The 22995-nt window shown below is 73.2% G+C and carries 13 protein-coding genes; 1 reads left to right on the top strand and 12 read right to left on the bottom strand.

Translation table 11 applies throughout. The features are described 5' to 3' along the window. Nucleotides 1-128: 128 nt before the first annotated feature. The 7 genes from QUG98_RS11620 to QUG98_RS11590 all read right to left on the bottom strand — a co-directional run bounded on the left by QUG98_RS11620 (nucleotide 129) and on the right by QUG98_RS11590 (nucleotide 8006). Nucleotides 129-1166 (bottom strand): LLM class flavin-dependent oxidoreductase, encoded by a 1038-nt coding sequence (locus tag QUG98_RS11620; RefSeq protein WP_289470662.1) that lies wholly within the window; start codon nucleotides 1164-1166, stop codon nucleotides 129-131. A 133-nt stretch (nucleotides 1167-1299) separates the two neighbouring features. Beyond that, entirely contained in the window at nucleotides 1300-1935 is a 636-nt protein-coding gene (locus QUG98_RS11615) for a thymidine kinase (protein WP_137767739.1), read from the bottom strand. Next, nucleotides 1935-2636: a response regulator transcription factor gene (locus tag QUG98_RS11610; RefSeq protein WP_224441368.1), complete on the bottom strand. Its 702-nt coding sequence runs from the start codon at nucleotides 2634-2636 to the stop codon at nucleotides 1935-1937. Before QUG98_RS11610 ends, QUG98_RS11615 begins: the two co-directional genes overlap by 1 nt. Then, nucleotides 2623-3819, bottom strand: a complete 1197-nt coding sequence (locus QUG98_RS11605) for a hypothetical protein (protein ID WP_289470661.1) — start codon at nucleotides 3817-3819, stop codon at nucleotides 2623-2625. The genes QUG98_RS11610 and QUG98_RS11605 overlap by 14 nt, the downstream gene beginning before the upstream one ends. Continuing rightward, nucleotides 3816-5111 carry a sensor histidine kinase gene (locus QUG98_RS11600; protein WP_289470660.1) on the bottom strand — a complete coding sequence of 432 codons (1296 nt, stop codon included), beginning with the start codon at nucleotides 5109-5111 and terminating at the stop codon, nucleotides 3816-3818. Before QUG98_RS11600 ends, QUG98_RS11605 begins: the two co-directional genes overlap by 4 nt. 157 nt (nucleotides 5112-5268) lie before the next feature. After that, nucleotides 5269-6447, bottom strand: coding sequence for an Rv2578c family radical SAM protein (locus QUG98_RS11595; protein WP_289470678.1), 1179 nt, complete (start codon nucleotides 6445-6447; stop codon nucleotides 5269-5271). Nucleotides 6448-6518: 71 nt separating this feature from the next. Beyond that, nucleotides 6519-8006, bottom strand: coding sequence for a malate:quinone oxidoreductase (locus tag QUG98_RS11590; RefSeq protein ID WP_289470659.1), 1488 nt, complete (start codon nucleotides 8004-8006; stop codon nucleotides 6519-6521). 191 nt (nucleotides 8007-8197) lie between these two features. Between QUG98_RS11590 and QUG98_RS11585 the strand changes: the two genes are divergently transcribed. Beyond that, nucleotides 8198-9295 (top strand): hypothetical protein, encoded by a 1098-nt coding sequence (locus QUG98_RS11585; RefSeq protein ID WP_289470657.1) that lies wholly within the window; start codon nucleotides 8198-8200, stop codon nucleotides 9293-9295. Between the two features lie 83 nt (nucleotides 9296-9378). Here the strand turns inward: QUG98_RS11585 and QUG98_RS11580 are convergent, their stop codons facing one another. The 5 genes from QUG98_RS11580 to QUG98_RS11560 all read right to left on the bottom strand — a co-directional run bounded on the left by QUG98_RS11580 (nucleotide 9379) and on the right by QUG98_RS11560 (nucleotide 22960). Next, nucleotides 9379-10428: an aspartate-semialdehyde dehydrogenase gene (locus QUG98_RS11580; RefSeq protein WP_289470655.1), complete on the bottom strand. Its 1050-nt coding sequence runs from the start codon at nucleotides 10426-10428 to the stop codon at nucleotides 9379-9381. Nucleotides 10429-10465: 37 nt separating this feature from the next. Next, complete coding sequence (locus QUG98_RS11575) at nucleotides 10466-11731, bottom strand: aspartate kinase (protein ID WP_058729137.1); 1266 nt, start codon at nucleotides 11729-11731, stop codon at nucleotides 10466-10468. Between the two features lie 121 nt (nucleotides 11732-11852). Continuing rightward, nucleotides 11853-12452: a recombination mediator RecR gene (gene recR / locus QUG98_RS11570; protein ID WP_058729138.1), complete on the bottom strand. Its 600-nt coding sequence runs from the start codon at nucleotides 12450-12452 to the stop codon at nucleotides 11853-11855. Beyond that, entirely contained in the window at nucleotides 12452-15436 is a 2985-nt protein-coding gene (locus tag QUG98_RS11565; protein WP_289470654.1) for a DNA polymerase III subunit gamma and tau, read from the bottom strand. The genes recR and QUG98_RS11565 overlap by 1 nt, the downstream gene beginning before the upstream one ends. A gap of 144 nt (nucleotides 15437-15580) precedes the next feature. Then, nucleotides 15581-22960, bottom strand: a complete 7380-nt coding sequence (locus QUG98_RS11560; RefSeq protein WP_289470653.1) for a choice-of-anchor G family protein — start codon at nucleotides 22958-22960, stop codon at nucleotides 15581-15583. Nucleotides 22961-22995 lie beyond the last annotated feature (35 nt).

Here is a 22995-nt window from a genome sequence, read left to right as displayed (position 1 = left end):
AGCGTGGGACACGAAGGCCTCCTGGTCGGTGAAGCGGTTCCTAGACAGCTCCACTCCACCACCGGGAGGCCTTCTTCGATCAGCGCGTCACCGACCGCCCGACGACACAACGTCCCTGGACATCACAGCTAGACCGTCGCGCCCGCCGGCACCAACCGTCCCTCGGCCTGCAGCGACGCCACCACGTCGAGCGCCTGGTGCCGGTAGCGGGCCTGCGCAGCGCCCAGAGCGACGATGACCCCGTCGGCCCCGGTCGACGCGACCAGCTCGTTGAGCTTCGCCGCGACCTGGTCCCGCGACCCGTACGCCTGCCGCTCGGTCCGCGCGGCGATGAACCGACGCTCGAGGTCCGAGAACTCGTACGCGCGCGCCTCGTCCATCGACACCGGTTCGGGCTTCGCCCCCTGCCGCATGCGGATGAACGAGATCATGCCCGGAGCGCTCTGCTCCTCGACGACGGCAGGGTCCTCGTCGGTGACGACCTGCACGCCGATCAGTGCGTTCGGCGTCTGCCGGAAGCGCGACGGCCGGAACGAGTCTCGATAGAGCGCGAGCGCCGCCTCGGTGTTGTCCGATGCGAAGTGGTGCGCGAAGGCGAACGACACGCCGAGCGTACCCGCGACCTGCGCGCTGTAGCCCGACGAGCCGAGGAGCCAGAACTCCGGCACGTCGCCGTAGCCCGGCACCGCGCGGATGCGCGACAGCGGGTTCGACGCGTCCATCCCGGTGAAGAACCCGATCAGGTCCGCGAGCTGCTGCGGGAAGTCGTCGACGTCGAGCCGGTCGGTCCGACGCAGCGCCATGGCGGTCGCACCGTCGGTCCCAGGAGCCCGGCCGATCCCGAGGTCCACGCGGTCGCCGTAGAGCGCGCGCAGGGTGCCGAACTGCTCGGCGATCACGAGCGGCGCGTGGTTCGGCAGCATGACGCCACCGGAGCCGATGCGGATCCGCGAGGTGGCGGCGCCGACCGCGCTGAGCAGGACCGCCGGCGCGGACGACGTGATGCCCGGCATGCCGTGGTGCTCCGCCACCCAGACGCGCTCGTAGCCGAGGTGCTCGGCGTGCACGGCCATGTCGATCGAGCCCTGCAGGGCCTCGGTGTTCGACTGACCGTACTCGCGGGTGGCCAGGTCGAGGACGGACAGGTGCACGGTGGCGTCGCTCATGCAGACGACAACCGTCGCCGGCCTGCGCGCATTCCGGGCCACGGGACGGACGGGAGGCTCGTGGCGACGCCGCCACGAGCCTCCCGTCCGTCAGCGGGTCACCTGACGGACGCGGGCCGGGTCAGTGGCCGCGTCAGTGCGCGAGCTCGCCGTCGAGCCGTCCGCCGGACTCGCTGAGGTAGCAGTTCGCGCACAGCGACTCGTACGTGACGTCGACGCCGTCGATCGCGACCTGCGATCCGTCGAAGACGAAGCGGCCGTCGACCTTCCGGGCGTTGAACACCGCCTTGCGACCGCACCGGCAGATGGTCTTGAGCTCCTCGAGCGAGTGCGCGACCTCGAGCAGCCGCGCGCTGCCGGGGAACGCCTCGGTCCGGAAGTCCGTGCGGATGCCGTAGGCGAGCACGGGGACCTCGTCGAGCACGGCGATCCGGAGCAGGTCGTCGACCTGGCGCGGGGTGAGGAACTGCGCCTCGTCGACGAGCACGCAGCTCACCGGTCGCACCATGCCGTCGAGCCGGTCCGACTCCGGGTCGCTCGCGCCCGCCTCCGCGACCGCAGCCCGGACGTCGTCGTGCGGGGCGAACACGACGTCGACGGCCCGGGTGACACCGAGACGGGAGACGATCTCGCGGTCCCCCTTGGTGTCGACGGACGGCTTCGCGAGCAGGACGCGCTGCCCGCGCTCCTCGTAGTTGTACGCCGCCTGCAGGAGCCCGGTGCTCTTGCCGCTGTTCATCGCGCCGTACCGGAAGTAGAGCTTCGCCACTACGCGAGGAACCCGTCCTCGGCGGCACGGCGGATCAGGTCCGACTTCTTCGACGCGGGACGACCGACCTTGCTGTACTTCTCACGCACGCGACGCAGATAGGTCTTGGCTGTCTCGTACTGCACGTTCATCTGCGCGGCGACCTCGTTCGTCGAGTAGCCCGACACGTACAGGCGGAGCGCCTCTTCCTCGCCAGCGCTGAGCTTCGGTCGCTGGTGGGCGTTCGCGCCCGTCGGCAGCGGCCGCCAGTCGCGCTGCGGCGGGGTCTCGCGCGAGACGCCCATGACCTCGCGCGCGACGTCCATGACCTCGCGCATCGGCAGCGACTTCGACAGGAACGCCGCGGCACCGGCGGCGAGTGCGCGGTCCCGCGACTCGCGGCTGTCGACGCTCGACAGCACGATGACCTTCGCCCCGGCGGCCCGGCAGGTACGGACGCGCGCCTCGATCGACACCGGTTCCTTGAGCTGGAAGTCGAGGAACACGAGGTCCGTCGGGAAGTTCTCGCTGTGCACCATCTCGAGCCACGTGTGCGCGGTCAGGGCGAGGTCGAAGTCGAAGGCGTTCACGGCGATCCAGCTCGACAGGCTGTCGAGCAGCACCTCGTGGTCGTCGAGGATCGCCAGCCGCACGCGTCGGGTTCCGGGCTGCGGGAGCGGGGGCACGCCCTCCGTGGTCCGGTTCGGGTCAGTGCTGGTCATAGGAGAACCTTAGTGCGAGGGACGATGGGCGGACGGCGACGTCGAGGTCGGGGAAGGTCACGCGGAGGACCGCGAAGTACGGGTCGAAGGTGCGGTGGATGCCGACGTCGGAGTCGTCGACCGCGAGCTCCAGGCGGACCTCGACCCGGTCGGGCGGAGCGCCGGGCTCCTCGGCACGGCGGACCTCGGCGGCTCGGCGGACGACCGCGCGGAGGCGTGCCGGGTCGACCGTCGCCGACCCGAGCGCGGCGCGGAGGAAGGTGCGGACCACCGTGCGCTGGTCGGTGTCGAGCGTCGCGATGAGTCCGTCCGGGTCGTCGACGGACTCCGCGGAGCCGCCGTCCACGGTCACCGCGTACTCGAACCACGTCCGGTCGGCGTCGGCGACCATGGCGCGACGGATGCCGTCGGCGATCGCGCGGGCCCGAGCGCGGTCGGCGTCGGTGATCTCGTCACGCGTCCGGAGCTCGGTGAGGAACGGCGCGACGTCGCGGCCGAGGATGACCGAGCGGTCCTGCTGCACGCTCGCCGCGATGCCGTCCCGGTCGGCGCGCGCCACGGAGTACGAGCCCGCGCGGATCTGCACGCGACTCGCCAGGCCGCCGAAGGTCCACGCGAAGACGACCGACGCGCCGGTGAGGACCAGGGTCGGGGCCGCTGCGAGGAAGGCCGCGACGGACGTGGGCACCTGGTGGGGGAACGTGGCCGCGGCGATCCCCCATGCCGTGGCGTCGACCGCGGCGAGGACGGTGCCACCGATGGCCAGGTCGCGCCACGGCCGGTACGGCGCGACCACGACGATGCCGGTCGCGGTCAGCAGGGACATGAAGTCGTTGAGCGCGTTGCGGTCCGGCCCCCACTGCGCGGCGACGCTGGCGACCGTCGCCGCGCCGAGCAGCACGACGTGGAGCACGAAGGCCCACCGCGGGAACGGGGCGCGGAACGGCGACGACGCCGTGACGACGACCGCTGCGGACGCCGCCAGCAGCAGCACGGTGAGCGCACTGAGCGTGGGGCTCCCCACCACGTCACGATCGAACACCGACACGAGCAGTGCCCAGAGGACCCCGGCGGCACCGAGCAGGACCGCGAGCGGGCGGGAGCCCATCGCGCCGAGGGGATCCCACTGCTGCGCCGTCCTGGCGCTCCGGACGGCCGCGCGCACCGCGTCGACGCGGCTCACCGGGTGCTCCCCCGGTCAGACTCCCCGGTCACGGCGAACGAGGCCGCGCCGCTGGTGCGCACCCCACCGGAGCGTTCGCCGCCGGTGCGTGCTCCGTCGGTGCCGGGCGCGGTGTCCCGGCGTTCGTAGGGCACCGACATCATGACGCTGGTCCCCGAGCCGGGCGACGACCACACCTGGACGTCGCCACCGACGCGACCGATGCGCTCACGGACCGAGCCACGCAGCCCCATCCGGTCGGCCCCGGTCTCCTGCTCGTCGAACCCGCGACCGTCGTCGACCACCATGACGGTGCACGACGCTCCGTCGTCGAAGACGCTGACCTCTGCGGCGTCGGTGCCGGCGTGCTTCCGGACGTTCGCCAGGCACTGACCGACGGCGCGCAGCAGGGCGGTCGCCGCGGGTGGGTCGAGCCGCGCCAGGGCAGCGGGATCCCCGGTGACGGCGACCGCGAGCCCCTCGGCACGGTGCTCGTCCACCATCGCGGTGAACTCCGCTCCGGCGGCTGCCGGGTCCGGCTCGGCCGACCGGTCGGCCGGGGCGAGCCACTGCTTGCCGGTGAGCATCGCCACGTCGGCCTCGATAGTCCGCGCCAGTTGCGGGTCCATGGGTCCCTCGGGCGCCAGGGCGATGGCCCCGAGGTGGTTCAGGACGGTGTCGTGCAGGATCGCCGCGGCCTCGGCCTCGATGCCGGCGCGGTAGGCGGACACGTGCTCCTCGCGCGCGGAACGGAGCAGCTCGGGCTGCACCCGCTCGGAGCGGGCGGTGTTCCTGCTCGTGAAGAGCACGAGGGCGACGACGAACGCCAGGGTGATCCAGGCGAGCACGAGCGGTCGGGGCGGACCGCCCGCCTGCAGCACGGCGATCCCGGTCGCGAGACGGCCGACCAGGAACCCACCGATCGACCAGACGACGACACGGCTCGCGACCGCGCCGGCGCCGCCCACGAGCACGAGGGGGATGACCGCGAGGGACAGCAGGTAGCTCGTCACCCACCCGGCGGGGACCTCACGCTGCACGATCGTCGTGAACCACCACGTGCACACACCGCCGGTCAGCAGGAACGCCACGGCGGAGCGCCACGTGCCGAACTGCACGTGCACACCGATCATCGCCAGCATCGGCAGGAGTGCGAGCACCGCCCCGGCGACCCGAACGTCGGGTTCGGCCGTGCGGTACAGCAGCAGTGTCACGGCCGCGGCGACGACGGACCCGATCGCGGCCGCGTGGAACGCGCGCACGGTCGACCACGCGTTCACTCGCGGAGCGAGGTGCGTGGGGATGCCGAGCACGGGTCGAGGGTCCTTCCGGGAGTCGTCCGGTCGCCGGGTCACGCGGCCGGTGCGGGCCGCCCGTGTACCCCGAAACGAGCACGATCCGGCGACCCGCTCGATGCTACCGCCGATCACCGACACAGGGTGTCCCCCGAACGCGGAAGGTGGACGCTCCTCAGAACAGGGTCGGCCCGGTCCCGCTGCCGACCGCTGCCGCGGTGCCGCGTCGGTCGAAGCCGGGGTCCGCGCGCTTGAGCGGCGACGAGGTCGGGCGGGACTGCTCGTCGAGGGACACCGGGACGCGGTACCCGTTCGTGATGCCGGCAGCCGTCGCGCGATCAGGCACGAGGTGCGCCTGACGGTCGCTGAAGCCCATCGACCCGGTCGTCGGATCGACCCGGCCGAGGCCGAGGCCGTGTGCGGCGAGGATCGGGCGCACCCGCTCCGCGAGCCAGCGCCGGTAGTCGGCGGGCGCGTACGTGTTGTCGAGGTACATCGAGCGGTAGCGGGCGACGAGGTCCGGGCGCGTGCGCTGCAGCCACGCCGACCACCACGGCTTGACGCCCGGCCGCAGGTGCAGTGCGGAGTACATGACGCTCGAGGCACCTGCCGCCGCGGCACGACCGATGGCCTCGTCGAGGTGCGCTCGCGTGTCCGTGATGAACGGCAGCACCGGCATGAGGAACACCGAGCACTCGAGCCCGGCGTCGCGGATCGCCCGGACGGTCGCCAGTCGTGCAGCGGTCGTCGGCGTGCCCGGTTCGACCTGCTGCTGGAGCTCGTCGTCGTACACCGCGATCGACATCGCCAGGTCGACCGGCACGCTCCGTGCCGCCTCGACCAGCAGCGGGAGGTCCCGCCGCAGCAGCGTGCCCTTCGTCAGGATGCTGAAGGGCGTCCCCGACTCGGCCAGTGCACGGATCACGCCGGGCATCAGGCGGTAGCGCCCCTCGGCCCGCTGGTACGGGTCGGTGTTCGTGCCGAGCGCCACGGGGTGCCGGTCCCACGTCGGCTTCCGGAGCTCGCGGCGCAGGACGTCGGCCACGTTCGTCTTGACGACGATCTGCTGGTCGAAGTCGGCACCGCCGTCGAACTCGAGGTAGGTGTGGGTCGGTCGGGCGAAGCAGTACACGCACGCGTGACTGCACCCGCGGTAGGGGTTGATCGTCCACCCGTAGGTGCCGCTGCCGTCGGCTGCCGGTACCCGGTTCAGGGCGCTCTTCGCCAGGACCTCGTGGAAGGTCACCCCGGCGAACTCCGGCGTGGTGACACTGCGCACCAGCCCGCTGTTCGTCTCGAGTCCGGGCAGCGCGTCGTCGCGCTCCGCTCCGATCGCCTGCCCGCTCCACCGCACGGCCTTATTCGAACACACGTTCGAACGGACTGCAAGCCAGGCGTGAGCGTGCAGCTCGGTCGCGCGCGACCTCAGTGGTGCAGGCCGAGGACCTTCGCGGTGTGCTCGAGCGTCTCGTCGGCGAGCTGCGGGTCCGCGCCGAGGTCCTTGCCGTACGTCGGGACCATCGTCCGGACCATCGGGACCCAGGCGTCCCAGCGGTCCGGGAAGCACCGCTGCAGCATCGACAGCATGATCGGCACCGCCGTCGACGCCCCCGGGCTCGCTCCGAGCAGGCCCGCGATCGAGCCGTCCGCCGAGGTGATGACCTCGGTGCCGAACTGCAGCACGCCGCCCTTCTCGCGGTCGGGCTTGATGACCTGTACGCGCTGCCCCGCGGTGATCCGGTGCCAGTTGTCGGGCTGGGCCGTCGGCATGAAGTCGCGCAGGGCGTCGAACTTCGTCTGCTTCGACGCCAGGAGCTGCCCGACCAGGTAGCGGACGAGGTCGAAGTTCGAGAACGCGACGCTGAGCATCGGCCGGAGGTTGTGCGGCCGGATCGAGCGGAACAGGTCGAACAGCGAGCCCTGCTTCAGGAACTTGGGGCTGAAACCCGCGTACGGGCCGAACATGAGCGACGCCTTGCCGTCGACGATCCTGGTGTCCAGGTGCGGGACGGACATCGGCGGAGCGCCGACGCTGGCCTTGCCGTACACCTTCGCGGAGTGCTTCTGCACGACCTCGGGCTCGTCGGTCCGGAGGAACTCGCCCGACACCGGGAACCCGCCGTACCCACGGATCTCCGGGATGCCCGACTTCTGGAGCAGGTGCAGGGCGCCGCCGCCGGCACCGACGAACACGAACTTCGCGGCGATGCGCTGCGTCGACCTCCCGATCTCGTTGCGGACGTCGAGCACCCACCCCTCGGAGATCTTCGAGCGGGTGATCTTCTTCACCTGGTGCGACGGCTCGAACTCCACGCCCTCGATCTCGAGCTCGTCGAAGAGCTGTTGCGTGAGCGACCCGAAGTCGACGTCCGAACCGGCAGCCGAGTACGTCGCGGCGATCGGCTGGTCCTTCTTGCGGCCCGGGATGAGCGCCGGCGCCCACTTCCGGATCTGCACCGGGTCGTCGGAGTACTCGATGCCGGCGAAGAGCGGGTGGCCCTGCAGTGCCTCGTACCGCTTGCGCATGTACTCGACGTTGTCCGCTCCCCAGACGAAGGAGATGTGCGGCGTCGGGTTGATGAAGTTCGACGGCTGCGGCAGCGCGCCCGTCTCGACGAGGTGCGCCCAGAACTGCCGCGAGACCTGGAACTGCTCGTTGACGGTGACGGCCTTGGCGATGTCGACGTGCCCGTCGGGCATCTCCGGCGTGTAGTTCAGCTCGCACAGCGCCGAGTGGCCCGTCCCGGCGTTGTTCCACGGGTTCGAGGACTCCTGCGCGACGGAACCGAGGCGCTCGTACACGCGGATCTTCCACGTGGGCTCGAGTCGGTGGATGATCGCGCCGAGCGTGGCGCTCATGATCCCTCCCCCGACCAGGACGACGTCGATGGGGTCCACCTGCTTCACTGCCACCCGTCGATCCTACCCACTGCCGCTGGACCAGCCGGGGCGCGGACCCGCGCTGAGGGCGGACGTGCGGGGAACGCTCGGACGACGCGCACCGTCCCGAGCAACCGTCACCATGACGGGCGGTGGTGAAATGTTGCACATCGTGCATGGCACCATGTCGTGGTCCCGCTCCCCCGACACGGAAGGTCCCGCCCTTGTCCCACCTCCGACGGCCCGCACTCGTCGCGCTCCCACTCCTGTCCGCTGCCGCCTTCGCACCGCTCGTCCTCGGCACCGCGGCCCACGCCGCAACGCCCGTCGACCCGACGACGGACGCCACGACGACGCTCGAGGGCACGCTCCGTGTCCCCGGCTCCGACGGGTTCGTCGCGGTCGCGGACGACGGCGCCCAGCTCGTGCTCGACTCCCGGCCCGCGGTCGCCGACACCGTGCGCTACCCGGCTCCCGACACCACCGGGCCGCTCGTCGTCGGCGAGCACTGCCTGGCGGCCGCCAACGGTCCGGGGCTGCCCTTCGCGATCCTCGCCGATGTGTCGTCGCCGACCGCCTGCCTGCAGGTCCGGACGACCGCCACGGCTCCGCACCGGGTGCGCTTCACCGCGGACGACCCGCTGTCGCCCGCGAACGGCCTCAGCCTCGGTCTGCAGCCGGGCGGGCCGCTCCTCGCGCTCACCGCGAGCGGCGGCGAGCTCGAACTCGTCACCGAGGGGCGCGTCGTGGCGCCCGCGCTCGACGGGACCGAGCTCCCGGTCGGGTCGGACCTGACCGGCACCGCGACACCGGGGGCGCACGTCGTCGTCCTCCGCGACGGCCAGGTCCTCTGCGAGGCGGACGCAGCGGATCGGGACGCCGACGACGCCGGTCGGTGGTCCTGCACGCCGAGCGCAGCACTGGCGGAGGGGACGCACAGACTCGAGCTGCTGAGCTCGACCCCCGCGGGCCAGCTCACCGATCCCGCAACCGTCCTCGTCGAGATCGTCGGCACCCCCGGCCCCGGCGACGAGACCGGTCCGGGAGACGACGCAGACACCGGCGGCCAGACGGACCCGGCCGGACCCGCGTCGCCCGGCGGTAGCACGACGCCGGGTGACGGGGCGGTCGCCACGGCGGACCAGGCGTCCTCCGACGCATCCGCACCGGGCGCTCCGCGGACGTCGGCGCGGTCCCACGACCGTCTGGCGTGGACCGGTGCCGACGTCACCGCACCGCTCCTCGCTGCCGTCGGCCTCGTCGCCACCGGCGCCGGAGCACTCGTGCTGCGCGGTCGCCTGCGGGCGCGCGCGCGTCGCTGACCTGCACCGGACGGACGGGAGGCCCGTGGCGGTGTCGCCACGGGCCTCCCGTCCGTCCGGTGTCGCGCTCGCGACCGTGGTCGCTACGCCGTGACCGCGCGCCGCTCGAGGATCGTCTCGGCGATCTGCACCGCGTTCAACGCGGCGCCCTTCCGCAGGTTGTCGTTGCTGACGAACAGCGCCAGGCCGTGCCCCTCGGGCGCGGACTGGTCGGCGCGGATGCGGCCGACGAAGGACGGGTCCTGGCCAGCGGCCTGCAGCGGCGTGGGCACGTCGGCCAGCTCGACGCCCGGGGCGGCGGCGAGGATCTCGGTCGCCCGCTCGGGCGACAGCGGCTGCGCGAACTCGGCGTGCACCGAGATCGAGTGACCGGTGAAGACCGGCACGCGCACGCAGGTGCCCGCCACGAGCAGGTCCGGCAGCTCGAGGATCTTGCGGCTCTCGTTGCGGAGCTTCTTCTCCTCGTCGGTCTCACCCAGACCGTCCTCGACGATGCTGCCTGCGAGCGGGACGACGTCGAAGGCGATCGGGCGGACGTACTTCACCGGCTCCGGGAAGGTCACCGCGGAACCGTCGTGGGTGAGCGCCGCGGCGTCCTGCTCGAGTGCGGCGCGCGCCTGGCCGAGGAGTTCCTCGACACCGGCGAGCCCGGAGCCGGAGACGGCCTGGTAGGTGGTCGCGACGAGGCGGCGGAGGCCGGCTTCGCTGTCCAGCACCTTGAGCACCGGCATGATCGCCATCGTCGTGCAGTTCGGGTTCGCGATGATGCCCTTCGGCGCCTCGTCGATCGCGTGCGGGTTCACCTCGCTCACGACCAACGGCACCTCGGGGTCCATCCGCCACGCGCTCGAGTTGTCGACGACGAGCGCACCGGCCGCCGCGAACCTCGGCGCGAGGGCACGCGACGCCGTGGCCCCGGCCGAGAACAGGGCGATGTCGATGCCGGACGGGTCGGCGGTCTCCGAGTCCTCGACCAGGATCTGCTCGCCGCGGAACGGCAGCGTCGTCCCGGCGGACCGGGCGCTGGCGAAGAACCGGACGTGGTCGGCCGGGAACGCGCGTTCCTCGAGGAGACGACGCATCACGGCGCCGACCTGGCCGGTGGCGCCGACGACGGCGACGGTGGTGCTCATGTGGTGCTCCTGCTCGTGGATCGTCCGGAGGCCGTGCTCAGCGGCCGGTACCGGCGTAGACGACGGCGTCCTGGTCGGCGTCGAGCCCGAAGGCCTGGTGCACGACCCGCATGGCCTCGTTCAGGGTGTCGGCGCGGGTCACGACCGAGATGCGGATCTCCGAGGTGGAGATCATCTCGATGTTGATGGACGCCTCGTGCAGGGCACGGAAGAGCGCCGCGGAGACGCCGGCGTTCGTGCGCATGCCCGCACCGACCAGCGCGAGCTTGCCGATCTGGTCGTCGTACTGGATGCCCTCGTAGCCGATGTCGGCCTTCGCGACCTCGAGCGCGGTCAGGACGCCCTGGCCCTGGTCCTTCGGCAGCGTGAACGAGATGTCCGTGCGTCCGGTGACCGCCTCGGACACGTTCTGCACGATCATGTCGATGTTGGCGCCGGCGCGGGCCACGATCGTGAAGATCTCGGCGGCCTTGCCCGGGGTGTCAGGCACGCCGACGACGGTGATCTTCCCCTCGGAGAGGTCTCCGGCGATGCCGGTGATGATCGGTTCTTCCACGGTTTCCCCCTCTGCAGGGTTGTAGACGATGGTGCCCTCGGCGTTGCTGAACGAGGACCGGACGTGCAGGGTGACGCCGTGTCGTCGGGCGTACTCGACGGCACGGATGTACAGGACCTTGGCGCCGGACGCGGCGAGCTCGAGCATCTCCTCGCTCGTGATCCGGTCGACCTTCTTCGCCTTCGGCACCACGCGCGGGTCCGCGGTGAAGATGCCGTCGACGTCGGTGTAGATCTCGCAGATGTCCGCGTCGAGCGCGGCGGCGAGGGCGACGGCGGTGGTGTCCGACCCGCCGCGACCGAGCGTGGTGATCTCGCCCGTGGTGCGGTTGAAGCCCTGGAAGCCGGCGACGATCGCGACGTGCCCGGCGTCGAGTGCCTCACGCACCCGCTTCGGCGTCACGTCGACGATCCGAGCCTTGCCGTGCTGCGCGTCCGTGAGCATGCCGGCCTGGCTGCCCGTGTAGGACGAGGCCTCGACCCCGAGGCTCTTGATCGCCATCGCGAGCAGCGCCATCGAGATGCGCTCCCCCGCCGTCAGCAGCATGTCGAGCTCACGACCGGCGGGGATCGGCGTCACGGAGTGCGCGAGGTCGACGAGCTCGTCGGTGGTGTCGCCCATCGCGGAGACGGCCACGACGACGTCGTTGCCCGCCTTCTTGGTCTGGACGATCCGCTTCGCCACGCGCTTGATGCTCTCGGCGTCCGCGACGGACGATCCACCGAACTTCTGCACGATCAGGGCCACTGGCTGGTACTCCCGGGGACGACGGTTCCGCGACGGTCGCGCGGTCTGACAATCGTAGAGGGTGTTCCGCGGATGTTGCGTGCGAGGCGTGCTCGACGCAACGATCCTGCGCGACGGGCGATCAGCCGCCGACCAGGCGACGGCCCTCGAAGGCCCGGCCGAGCGTGACCTCGTCCGCGTACTCGAGGTCACCGCCCACCGGCAGGCCGGACGCCAGGCGCGTGGTGCGGATGCCCATCGGCACCAGCAGTCGGCTCAGGTAGGTCGCCGTCGCCTCGCCCTCGAGGTTCGGGTCCGTCGCGATGATCACCTCGTCCACCGTGCCGTCGGCCAGCCGCGTCATGAGCTGCTGGATGCGCAGGTCGTCCGGACCGACACCGTCGATCGGGCTGATCGCCCCGCCGAGCACGTGGTAGAGCCCGCGGAACTCGCGGGTGCGTTCGATCGCCGCGACGTCCTTCGCCTCCTCGACCACGCAGATGACGCTCGGCGAACGCCGGGGGTCGCGGCAGATGCTGCAGCGGACGTTCTCGGTGACGTTGCCGCAGACCTCGCAGAAGCGGACCTTCTCCTTGACCTCGGCCAACAGCTCCGACAGCCGGGCCGGGTCGAACGACTCGGTCTGCAGGATGTGGAACGCGATGCGCTGCGCCGACTTCGGGCCGATGCCGGGCAGTCGACCGAACTCGTCGATCAGGTCCTGGACGATGCCGTCGTACATCAGGCGCCTTCCTCGTGCAGGGCGGTCTCCTCGATGAACTGCGCACCGAGGATCTCACGGACGACTGCCTCGCCGTAGCGGCCGGCCACCGGTGTCCGGCGGACCTGGGGCGGCGCCGTCCGCTGCTGGGTCTGCGGTGCCTGCTGCGCGGCCGTCTGCTGTGCGGCGCCCTGCTGTGCCGTGGCGTGCTGTGCTGGGGCGTGCTGTGCCGTGGCGTGCTGCGTTTGCTCCGGTGCGCCGGTCCGGGACGGGCTGGCCGCACGACCAGGCGCGGGCGCTGCCGCTCTGCCGCCAGCCGGAGGGCCCGGGTCGGGGAACGGCGCTCCGTCGTCGTAGGGGTCGTCGTCGAGCGGGTAGTCGTCGACCGGTACGTCGCCGGCGGCCAGCGGTGTCGACCGCGGGCTCGGCGCCGGTGCCGGTGCCGCCGCGACTCCGGGCGCGGTCGGTGTGCTGTCCGCCGTGTCGCCGGACGGCGGCTCATCCGTGGTCGGACGTGCCGGTGCGCCACCCAGGGCCGAGGCCGGGCGGAGCTGCGCGGCGAGGGCCGCGTCGGCGGCGGGGTCGGACACCGGTGCGACCGGGGCGACCGGCTCCCCCGTGTCCGTCGTGCCGAACGGAGCGGACCAACCCGGCTCCGGGCGCCCTGGCGCAGCACGGGACGTCGGGTCCGTCGCCGGGATCGCCGCGACGACCCAGTCGGTCACCGGGCCGGTGGACGCCGGGGCGGCCTGCTGCTGGGACGGCTGCTGCCGAGACGGCGGCTGCTGCTCCGACTGCTGCTGCTCCGGCCCCGACGGCTGCGGCTGAGAGGCGGTTCCGGGCGTGGTCGACTGCTGCTGCGCCGACGGCGACTGCCGGGAGGGGGCCCCCGGCTGCCCGGCGGCCCCCGGCTGCCCGGCGGCCCCCGGCTGCCGCCCATGGTCGGTGCTCGATGCCGCGATCTGCTGCTCGGGCGTCCGTGCCGGCTCCTGCTGCTGCGCGCTCTGCTGCGGACGACCGCCCGGCTGCTGCGGAGCCCCGTCACCGCCGGGTCCCCCGCCGGGACGCTGCTGCCCCGGACCGCGGGCGACGAACTTCACCCGCAGGCCGAGCACGTCGATGATCGCCGATCGGAGCAGTTCACTCACGCTCGTCGACGGATCCGACGCCTCCTTGAACGAGGCGACGTCCTGCTGGCTCGGGAACGTCAGGGTGAGCACGTCGTCGCGCAGGGCGGTGACCTGCGCCGTGACCACCACGGACCACGCGGACCGGCGGGCGCGCTGGACGTGCTCGACGACCTGCGGCCAGGCGTCGCGGAGCTGCTGGAACCCCACGGCGCTCACCGGTCGCACCACGGGCTCGTCCCCGACCGCGGTGCCCTGCCCGGTGGACGAGGCGTTCGCCGCTCCCGAGGGTCCGTGCGGCGTCGGCGCTGCCGGACGCTGCTCGGTCGCCCCGTCAGCCCCGGTCGACGGCACGGACCCGGCCGTGCTCGGCACGGCCGCTGCCCAGGACGCTGCGGCTGCACGAGCCGCAGCGCGTGGGTCCGCTGACCCGGCCGGTGCCGCCTGGTCCTGCGCAGCACCGGCCGGAGCCGCCTGGCTCGATGCCGCGGCGGAGGCGCTCGACTGCGGAGCGGTCGGAACGGACCCGGCCGAGCCGGACTGCGCGGACGGGACGGACTGCGCCGACGAGCCCACGGGCGCCGCTGCCGGACCCGCCTGCGGCGCGCGGGCAGCCGTCGGCGTCGAGGACTGCGAGCGTGACGTCGACGCGGACCGGTCAGCGGCCGACGTGGATGGCGCAGCGGTCGCCGCGGCGTCGTGTCCGCCGGCGTCGCCGACGCCGACGCGCCGCTCGAGCCGCTCGACGCGCGCGAGGGCCCCCCGCTGCGTGTCGTCGGCCTCGGGCACGAGCATGCGAGCCGTCATGAGCTCGAGGTGCAGTCGCGGTGACGTCGCACCGGTCATCTCGGTGAGCGCGCGGTTCGCGATGTCGGCAGAGCGGGACAGCGCCGTCGCCCCGAAGACCCCGGCCTGACGGGTCATGGTGTCGAGCTCCTCCGGGGAGATCCCGCGGAGGACGGCTGCGGCGCTCTCGTTCGTCGCCGCGACCACGATCAGGTCGCGGAGGCGCTCGAGCAGGTCCTCGACGAAGCGACGCGGGTCCTGACCGGTCTGCACGACGCGGTCCACCGCGGCGAAGGCCGACGCGGGGTCGGCGACGGCCAGGGCGTCGACGACGTCGTCGAGCAGTGCGGCGTCGGTGTAGCCGAGCAGGGCGACGGCTCGCTCGTACGCGATCGCGCCGTCCTCGCTGCCGGCCATGAGCTGGTCGAGCAGCGACAGCGTGTCGCGGACCGAACCCCCACCGGCACGGACGACGAGCGGCAGCACGCCCGGCGCCACGGAGACCGACTCCTGCTCGCACAGCTGCTCGACGTACTCGAGCATGGTCGCCGGCGGGACGAGTCGGAACGGGTAGTGGTGGGTCCGGGAGCGGATGGTCCCGATGACCTTCTCGGGCTCGGTGGTCGCGAAGATGAACTTGACGTGCTCGGGCGGCTCCTCGACCAGTTTGAGCAGGGCGTTGAAGCCCTGCGGCGTCACCATGTGCGCCTCGTCGAGGATGAAGATCTTGTAGCGGTCGCGGGCCGGTGCGAAGACCGCCCGGTCGCGCAGGTCACGGGCGTCGTCCACGCCGTTGTGGCTCGCCGCGTCGATCTCGATGACGTCGAGCGATCCCCCGCCGCCGCGCGCGAGCTCGACGCAGCTCGGGCAGACGCCGCAGGGCGTGTCCGTCGGCCCCTGCTCGCAGTTGAGGCAGCGGGCGAGGATGCGTGCCGACGTGGTCTTGCCGCACCCGCGCGGTCCGCTGAAGAGGTACGCGTGGTTGACGCGGTTCGTCCGCAGGGCGGTCCGCAGCGGGTCCGTGACCTGCGACTGACCGATCAGCTCGGCGAAGTTCTCGGGCCGGTAACGGCGATACAGGGCGGTGACCACGGGTCAAGGGTAGCCGGGACGGCCGACAGCCAGGCGCCCCCGGTGACCGCCTGTGGAGGCGGGCCGACAGGCGGCACGGCACCGCGCCTCCCGGCCGTCGTGGTGACGGGCGGGAGGCGCGGTGCGGTGGGTGCGGACGTGCGGTCAGGCGCGTCCGCGGCGGCGGATGCCGCGTGCGAGGCGGGAGAGCCCGAGCAGCAGGAACCCGAGGACGACGAGGCCGCCCGCGGCACCTGCGAGCGGTGCCACGTCCGCGCCGGTGAAGGCGAGGTCGCGACCCGTGCCGTTCCCGGTCCCGACGCCGTTCCCGGTCCCGTTGCCGAGCCCCGTCCCGTTGCCGGAGCCCGCACCGTTCCCGACGCCGCCCGGCAGACCGGGCTGACCGGGCTGACCGGGCTGACCGGGCTGACCGGGCTGACCGGGCTGACCCGGCTGGCCCGGCTGGCCCGGCTGGGCGGCGAGCACCACGACCGGCACCGCCTGGGCGGCGGACGTGGCACCCTCGACGGTCTGCGTCACCGTGAAGGTGTGCGGCCCGACCCCGAGGTCCACGGACACCGACCAGGAACCGTCGGCACCGGCGTTCGTCACGACGGGGTCCCCGCCGTCCGTGCGGACCGTGACGGTCGCACCCGGGTCCGCCGTGCCGGCGACCCGCCAGGTGCCGGTGCCGTCGGGGCCGGCGGTCTGCCGCGCGCCCGGCAGGGGCGAGGTGACCGTCAGCGGATCGGCCACCCGCACCACGATCGGCACGACCTGGGAGTCGGACGTGGCACCGCCGACGGTCTGGGTCGCCTGCAGCGTCCAGTCACCGGCGGGCACCTGCTGGAAGGTGACGCTCCAGCGACCGTCACCACCCGCCGTCGTCGTCAGGACCTGGCCGGTCGACAGCCGGACCTCGACCGCTGCGTCGGCCGCGGCCGACCCGGAGACCGGCACGGTGGTCGTGGCGTCGAGTCCCGGGGCCTCGAAGAGGCGGCCCGGCGTCGGGTCCGTGATGACGACGGCGTCCTCCTCCGCGGCGACCACGCTGATGCCGTTGGTCACCGGGGCCGAGGTGACCCCGCCGACCGTCTGCGTCGCCGTCACGGTGTGGTCCCCGAGCGGGACGCCCGGCACGGTCACCGTCCAGGAGCCGTCCGTGCCCGCCGTCGTCGACACCGTGGTGCCGTCGATGGTGACGGTGACGGTCGCTCCCGGCTCGGCCGTCCCGCTGACCGGCACGGAGACCGTGTCCTGGTCGGTCGGGAACACCTGGCCGTCCGCGGGGGCGACCACCTGCAGCGCTGCCACGGCGGCGACGGTGAAGGTGACGTCGGGTGCTGCGGTGGTGGCGCCGTCCACGGTCTGGGTGGCCGACGCGGTGTGCGCGCCGAGTGCGACGCCCGGCACGGTGACCGCCCAGTCGCCCTCGTCGTCCGCCGTCGTCGTGACCGCGGTGCCGCCGTCGACGGTGACGGTGACCGCCGCACCCGGCGCCGAGGTGCCCCCGACCCGGACGGGTGTGGTGTCGCCCACGATGCGGATCGTGCTCCCGGCCGCCGGCGTCGTGATGACGACGGCGTCCTCGTCGGCGACCTCCACGGTCACGTCCACCACGACCGGGTCGGAGGTGGTGCCGCCGACCTCCTGGCCCACGGTGACGGTGTGGTCGCCGGGACCGACGCCGGGCACGACCGTGTCCCAGGTGCCGTCGTCACGGACGGGCACCTCGACCGGGTCACCGTCGTCGACGACCACGGTGACCGTGCCGCCCGGCTCGCCGGTACCGGCGACGGGCAGGTCGACCGTCGGGTCGGACGCCGGCACGGTGACGACCTGGTCGTCGGTCGGCGTGGTGACCGTCAGGGGCGCACCGGCCTGGACCGTGAAGGTGCTCGCCACCGGTGCCGAGGTGGACCCGTCGACCGTCTGGGTGGCCCGGACGGTGTGCTCACCGGTCGCGACACCCGTGAACCGGACGCTCCAGGTACCTGCGTCGGTCGCCGTCACGGACTGCTCGTCGCCGTCGTCGAGGGTCACGCGGACCTCGGCACCCGGCTCGGCAGCTCCGTTCGCGAGGATCGACGCGAGGGAGTCGTCCTGCGCCACCGGGACGGTGGACCCGTCGGCGGGTACGGCGATGGTGAGCGGTGCCGCGACCACGACCTCGATGCCGACCGTGACCGGCCGGGAGGTGGTGCCGCCGACCTGCTGGGTGACGCTGACGGTCGTGGTGCCCGCCGGGACCCCGGGGACGTCGACCTCCCAGTCACCGTCCTCGTCGGCCTCGGTCGAGGCGTCACGGCCGCCGCCGAGGTCGACCACCACGGTGGCGCCCGGCTCGGCCGTGCCGCGCACGGTCACCGTCGTCGTGGCGTCCTCCTCGGCGACGCGCACCTCGTCGCCGTCCGCGGGGGCGGTGATGACGACCGGTGCCGCCGCGACGACCTCGAAGGGGCGCTCGACCGGGGTGGTCGAGGTGGACCCGCCGACCGTCTGCGTCGCCGTCACCTCGTGCTCCCCGACCGCGACGTCCTCGACGTCCACGCTCCAGGTGCCGTCGGCGCCCGCCGTCACCTCGACCGGCTCGCGGTCGTCGACGGTCACCGTCACCGTCGCGCCGGGCTCCGCGTCCCCGGCGACCGTGACGGTCGTGGTGGCGGCGTCGTCCGCGACGGTGACGGTGCCCTCCGGCTGGCGGATGACGAGCTCGGCCGCGGCGACGACCGAGACCGGTCGCGTGACGGGGGCGCTCGTCGTGTCGTTCACCGACTGCGTGACCGAGGCCGTCCAGGACCCCACGGGGACGTCCTCGACGGTGGTCGCCCAGGTGCCGTCGTCGCCCACGATCGTCTCGGCGGTGCCGCCGGCACCGAGGTCGACGGTGACCGTCGCCCCGGGCTCGCCGGTACCGGCGAAGTCGACGTCGGTGGTGGCGTCGTCGTCCGCGACCGTGACGGTCGTGGCTCCGGCGGGGGTGGTGACGGTCAGCGGTGCACCGGCACGCACCGACAGCGTCGCGCTGACGGGTGCCGAGGTGATCCCGCCGACGACCTGCGTCGCCCGGACGGTGTGGTCACCGGTCGGCACGTCGGTGAACGTGTGGGTCCACCGTCCGTCGTCGCCCGCCTCGACCGTCGTCTGCTCGCCGGTGGAGATCGTGACGGTCACGGGTGCGCCCGGCTCGGCCGTGCCCGCGGCCACGACGTCGACCGTGCCGTCCGCGTCGGCCACCGTGATGACGTCGCCGTCCTCGGGGCTGGTCAGGGCGAGCGGCTCGCCCGCCCGGACCGTGAGCGTCTGCTCCGCACTGGAGGCAGTGGTGCCGCCGACCGTCTGGGTCGCGGTCACGGGCTGCTCGCCCACGCCGACCCCACCGACGACGACCGTCCAGTCGCCGTCGCCGTCTGCCGTCGTGGTGGCCTGGGCGCCGCCGACACGGACCGTCACCGGTGCGTTCGGCTCGGCCGTACCGGACACCGTCACGTCACGCGTGGTGCCGTCGTCGGGGACGAGCAGGACGGCGCCGTCCTCGGGCGACGTGATGAGCACGTCGTCCGCGGCCACGATCGTGACGTCGCGGGTCACCGGGTCGGACGTCGCCGGGCTCGAGACGGCGCCCGGCAGGGTCTGGGTCACCGACACCGGGTGGGTCCCGACGCCGACGCCCTCGAACGTGACCGACCAGGTGCCGTCGGCGCCGACCGTGGTGGCCTGCCCCGGCTCCTCGCCGTCGATCGTCGCGACGATCGCGGCGCCGGGCTGCCCGGTGCCGGTGACCGTCACGTCGCGGGTCACGTCGTCGCCGGCGACCGGGATCGCCGCCGTGCCGGGAGCCGTGATCGCGAGGGGCGCGGCGACGTCGACCGTGAAGCCCACGGGCAGGGCGTCCGTGCTCACGCCGTTCACCGTCTGCGTCGCGTCGATCGTGTACCCGTCCGGGGCGAGGCCGGCTGCCTCGACCGACCAGGTCCCGTCGACGCCGTCGGCGGTGGTCGGCAGCTCGAGGTCACCGACCGTCACCGTCACGGCTGCACCGGGCTCGGCGACACCGCTGATCGTCACCGTCGCCGATGCGTCCTCGTCGACCACGACGAAGCGCGAGCCGACGGCGGGGCTGTCGATGGTGATCGCGGTGCCCGGGACGACGGTGAAGTCCCGCGTCTCGGTGGGACCGGTCGTCCCGTTCACGGTCTGCACGGCCTCGACGGTGTGCTGACCGGTCGCGAGCTGCACCGGGTCGAGCGCCCAGCTGCCCGTGGTGTCCGCCACGACGTCGACCGGTGCTGCTCCGTCGACGCTGACCGACACCGTGGCACCCGGCTCGGCGGTCCCGCGGACCACGACCGACGCGTCGCCGGTGCTCGTGGCCGGGATCGCCTGCCCGTCGGTGGGAGTGGTGATCACGAGGTCGTCGCCGACCGCGATCGTGATGTCGCGCTCGATCGCGGGCGAGGTCCGTCCGCCCACGGTCTGGGTGACCGACACGGTGTGGCCACCCGTCCCGACGCCCGGCAGGGTCACCGACCAGGTGCCGTCGTCGGCCACGGTGGTCGTGACGGGCGTGCCCTGGTCGAGCACGACGTCGACGCCGGCCCCCGGCTGTGCCGTCCCGGTCACGGCGACGTCGACCGTGTCGTCGTCGTTCGCGACGACCGTCGTCGCGCCCTGTGCAGGTGCGGTCACCTGCAGCGGTGCGGCGGGGACGACCGAGACGACCCGCTGCTGCGCGGGCGACGTCGTGCCGTCCACCGTCTGGGTGGCCGAGAGCGTGTAGCGACCGACCGGCACGTCCGTGACCGTGGTGGACCAGTTCCCGTCACCGTCGGCCGTGGTCGTGGCGGTCCGGCCGCCGCCGAGCGACACGGACACGTCGGCGAGCGGCTCCGCGGTGCCGGTGACGCCCAGGTCCGTCGTGGAGTCGGCGTCGAGGACGGGCACGGTGGCGCCGTCCGCGGGCGCCGTGATCCTCAGCGGCGCACCGGCGACGATCTCGAAGGCCGAGGTCACGGGTGCCGAGGTGGCACCGGCGACGGTCTGCGTCGCGGTGATCGTGCGCGCACCGACCGGCACGCCCAGGAACGAGGCCGTCCAGTCGCCGTCGTCGTCCGCCTGCGTGATCGTCGCGAAGGAGCCGCCGAGGTCGACGGCGACCGACGCGTTCGGCGCAGCCGACCCGGTCACGGTGACCGACCTGGTCGAGGTCGTGTCGGCGACCGTCAGCACGGCGCCGTCGGCCGGGTCCTCGATGGTGACGTCGGGCACGGCCGTGACGGAGAAGGCACGGGTGACGGGCGCACTCGTCGTCCCGCCGACGGTCTGGGTCGCCGTCGCGGTGTATGTGCCCGCGGGGACGTCCTCGACCGTGGCGGTCCAGGTGCCGTCCGGGTTCGCCGTGGTCGTGGCGGTCAGGCCGCCGCTGAGGGTCACGTCGACCCGGGCACCGCCCTCGGCCGCACCGGTGAGCACCACGTCGCGGGTGTCACCGACGAGCGGCAGGACCGCTCCGGCTTCCGGCGTGTCGATGGTCAGCGTGCGTGCGGCCACGACCACGAAGTCCCGCGTCACGGGTGCCGAGGTGGTGTCGCCGACGGTCTGCGTCACGCTCGCCGTCTGCGCTCCGACCGGGACCGCGTCGACGGGGACGCTCCACACGCCGTTGCCGTCGGCCGTGCCGCTCGCCGTGACGCCGTTGCCGATGGTGACGTCGATCCGAGCGTTCGCGGTCGAGGTGCCGGTGAGGGTCACGGGCGTCGTGGTGCCCGTCGTGGTGAACTGCTGCCCGGCGGTCGGGGTGTCGATGACGAGCGGGCGCTGTGCGACGACCGAGAACGTCTGCGTCGCGGTGCCGGCTGCGACACCACCGACGGTCTGGGTCGCGGTGACGGTGCGGTCCCCGACCGGCACGCCGGTCAGGACCGCCGTCCACCGGCCGTCCGCGCCGACGGGAGCGGAGGCGGCGAGGGTGCCACCGGCGGAGAGGGCGATGGAGGCCCCCGGCTCACCGGTGCCGCTCACGGTCACCGAGCGCGTCGACGTGTCCGTCGGGACGCTGAACTGCTGCCCCGCGGTCGGGGCGGTGATGGTCGGGGCGATGAAGGCCGTGGCGCGCACCGTCGAGGTGGCGAGGTCGACCGTCGCGGCGTTCAGCCGGGGCAGGATCGTGAGCCGGAGAGCGGTCACGCTCTGCGCTCCCGTGTCGTACCCGCGGGGGTCGCGGAAGCCTGGGCCCTGCTGCGCGTTCACCGTCAGGTCGACCACCTGGCGGAGCAGGAGCACGACGGGCGAGAGCGCCGTCGCAGCGGCCGTGGTGGTCGTCGTGAGCGTCGACACGAGCTGGGTCAGCGCGGCCGGGTCCGCCAGGGGCTGCACGGCGGCCCGCAGGGCCGGGACGATGGTGCCGTTCGCGACGACGCCGAGCACTGCACCGACGTCGAGTCCGGCGAGCGACCCGGTCGTGGTGATCCTCGGTGCGACGGTGGTGGCGCCGGTGAGGTCGCCGATCGTGGTGGCGACCGACAGGGTGACCGGCACGCTGACGAGCGCGGCGGTGAGGGTCGCCCCGACGTCGACGCGGACCTGGGTCGCGTTCACGGCGTTCGTGACGGCGGTCCCGAGGGTGGTCGGCAGCCGGGTCCCGAGGATGTTCGTGATGCTGCTGTTGATCGCCGCGATCGCCGCGTCGGTCAGCACCGGGGTGTCGGCGGGCTGGTCGTTCAGCCGCGTCAGCGCGTCCAGGTCGACGGTGATCGTGCCGGCCGACGGCGTGATCGTGACCGCACCGTCGGTGATCGGCTGCGCGAGCACGCCGTCGACGGTCGGCCCCAGGTCGAGGCTGGCCGTCGTCCGGACGGTCGCGCCGGACAACCCCACCCCGGGGAGCAACTGGCCGGGGATCGACGCGCCGGTCACCGCCGTGCTGAGGGCGCCGGTGACGGAGGTCGCGAGCGAGTCCACGTCCTGCCGGAGCGACGCCGTGAGTCCCGCGACCGCCGGGCTGGTGAGCTGCAGGTTGGCGCCGGCGATGCGGTAGTCGCTCGTCGTGGCGACCGTCGACCCGCGCGTGGCGCTGATGGTCGAGGCGAGTGCACCGATCTGCAGCTGCGCGTTCGACAGCACCGACGTGTCCGCGCCGACCCGTGTCAACAGCGGGTCCAGGTCCAGCGTCGACGCCCCGGCACCGGTACCGCTGCCGACGCCGATGGCCCCGTCGCTGCCGACGAGGCCGGAGGACCCCGTCGCACCGGTCTGCGAGCTCGTCGCGAACTGCCCGTCCACCCCGAGGGTCAGGATGCCGTTCGCGCCGAGCAGGTCGACGTTGTTCGACAGCCGGACGCCGAGGCTGTTCAGCGCCGTGAGGTCGAGCGGCTGGTTCGTCGTCCCGCCGACCGTGCTCGCGCTGCTCGCGGAGTAGGCACCGCGGAGCTGGGCGATCGCGTCGACGTCGACGATGCCGGAACCGCTGAGCAGGACGCCCTCGGCCTCGGCGACGTCCGTCGGCGCCGCAGCAGCGGGTTGGATCGCCACGGTGGCGGCGAGCAACGCCGTCACCGTGGCGACGACACCGCCGCGCAGGA

Origin of the sequence: Curtobacterium subtropicum, from assembly GCF_030362975.1 — a bacterium.
Lineage (GTDB): Bacteria > Actinomycetota > Actinomycetes > Actinomycetales > Microbacteriaceae > Curtobacterium > Curtobacterium subtropicum.
The sequence above is the reverse complement of the archived record's forward strand: the minus strand, read 5'-3'. Positions and strand labels throughout refer to the sequence as shown.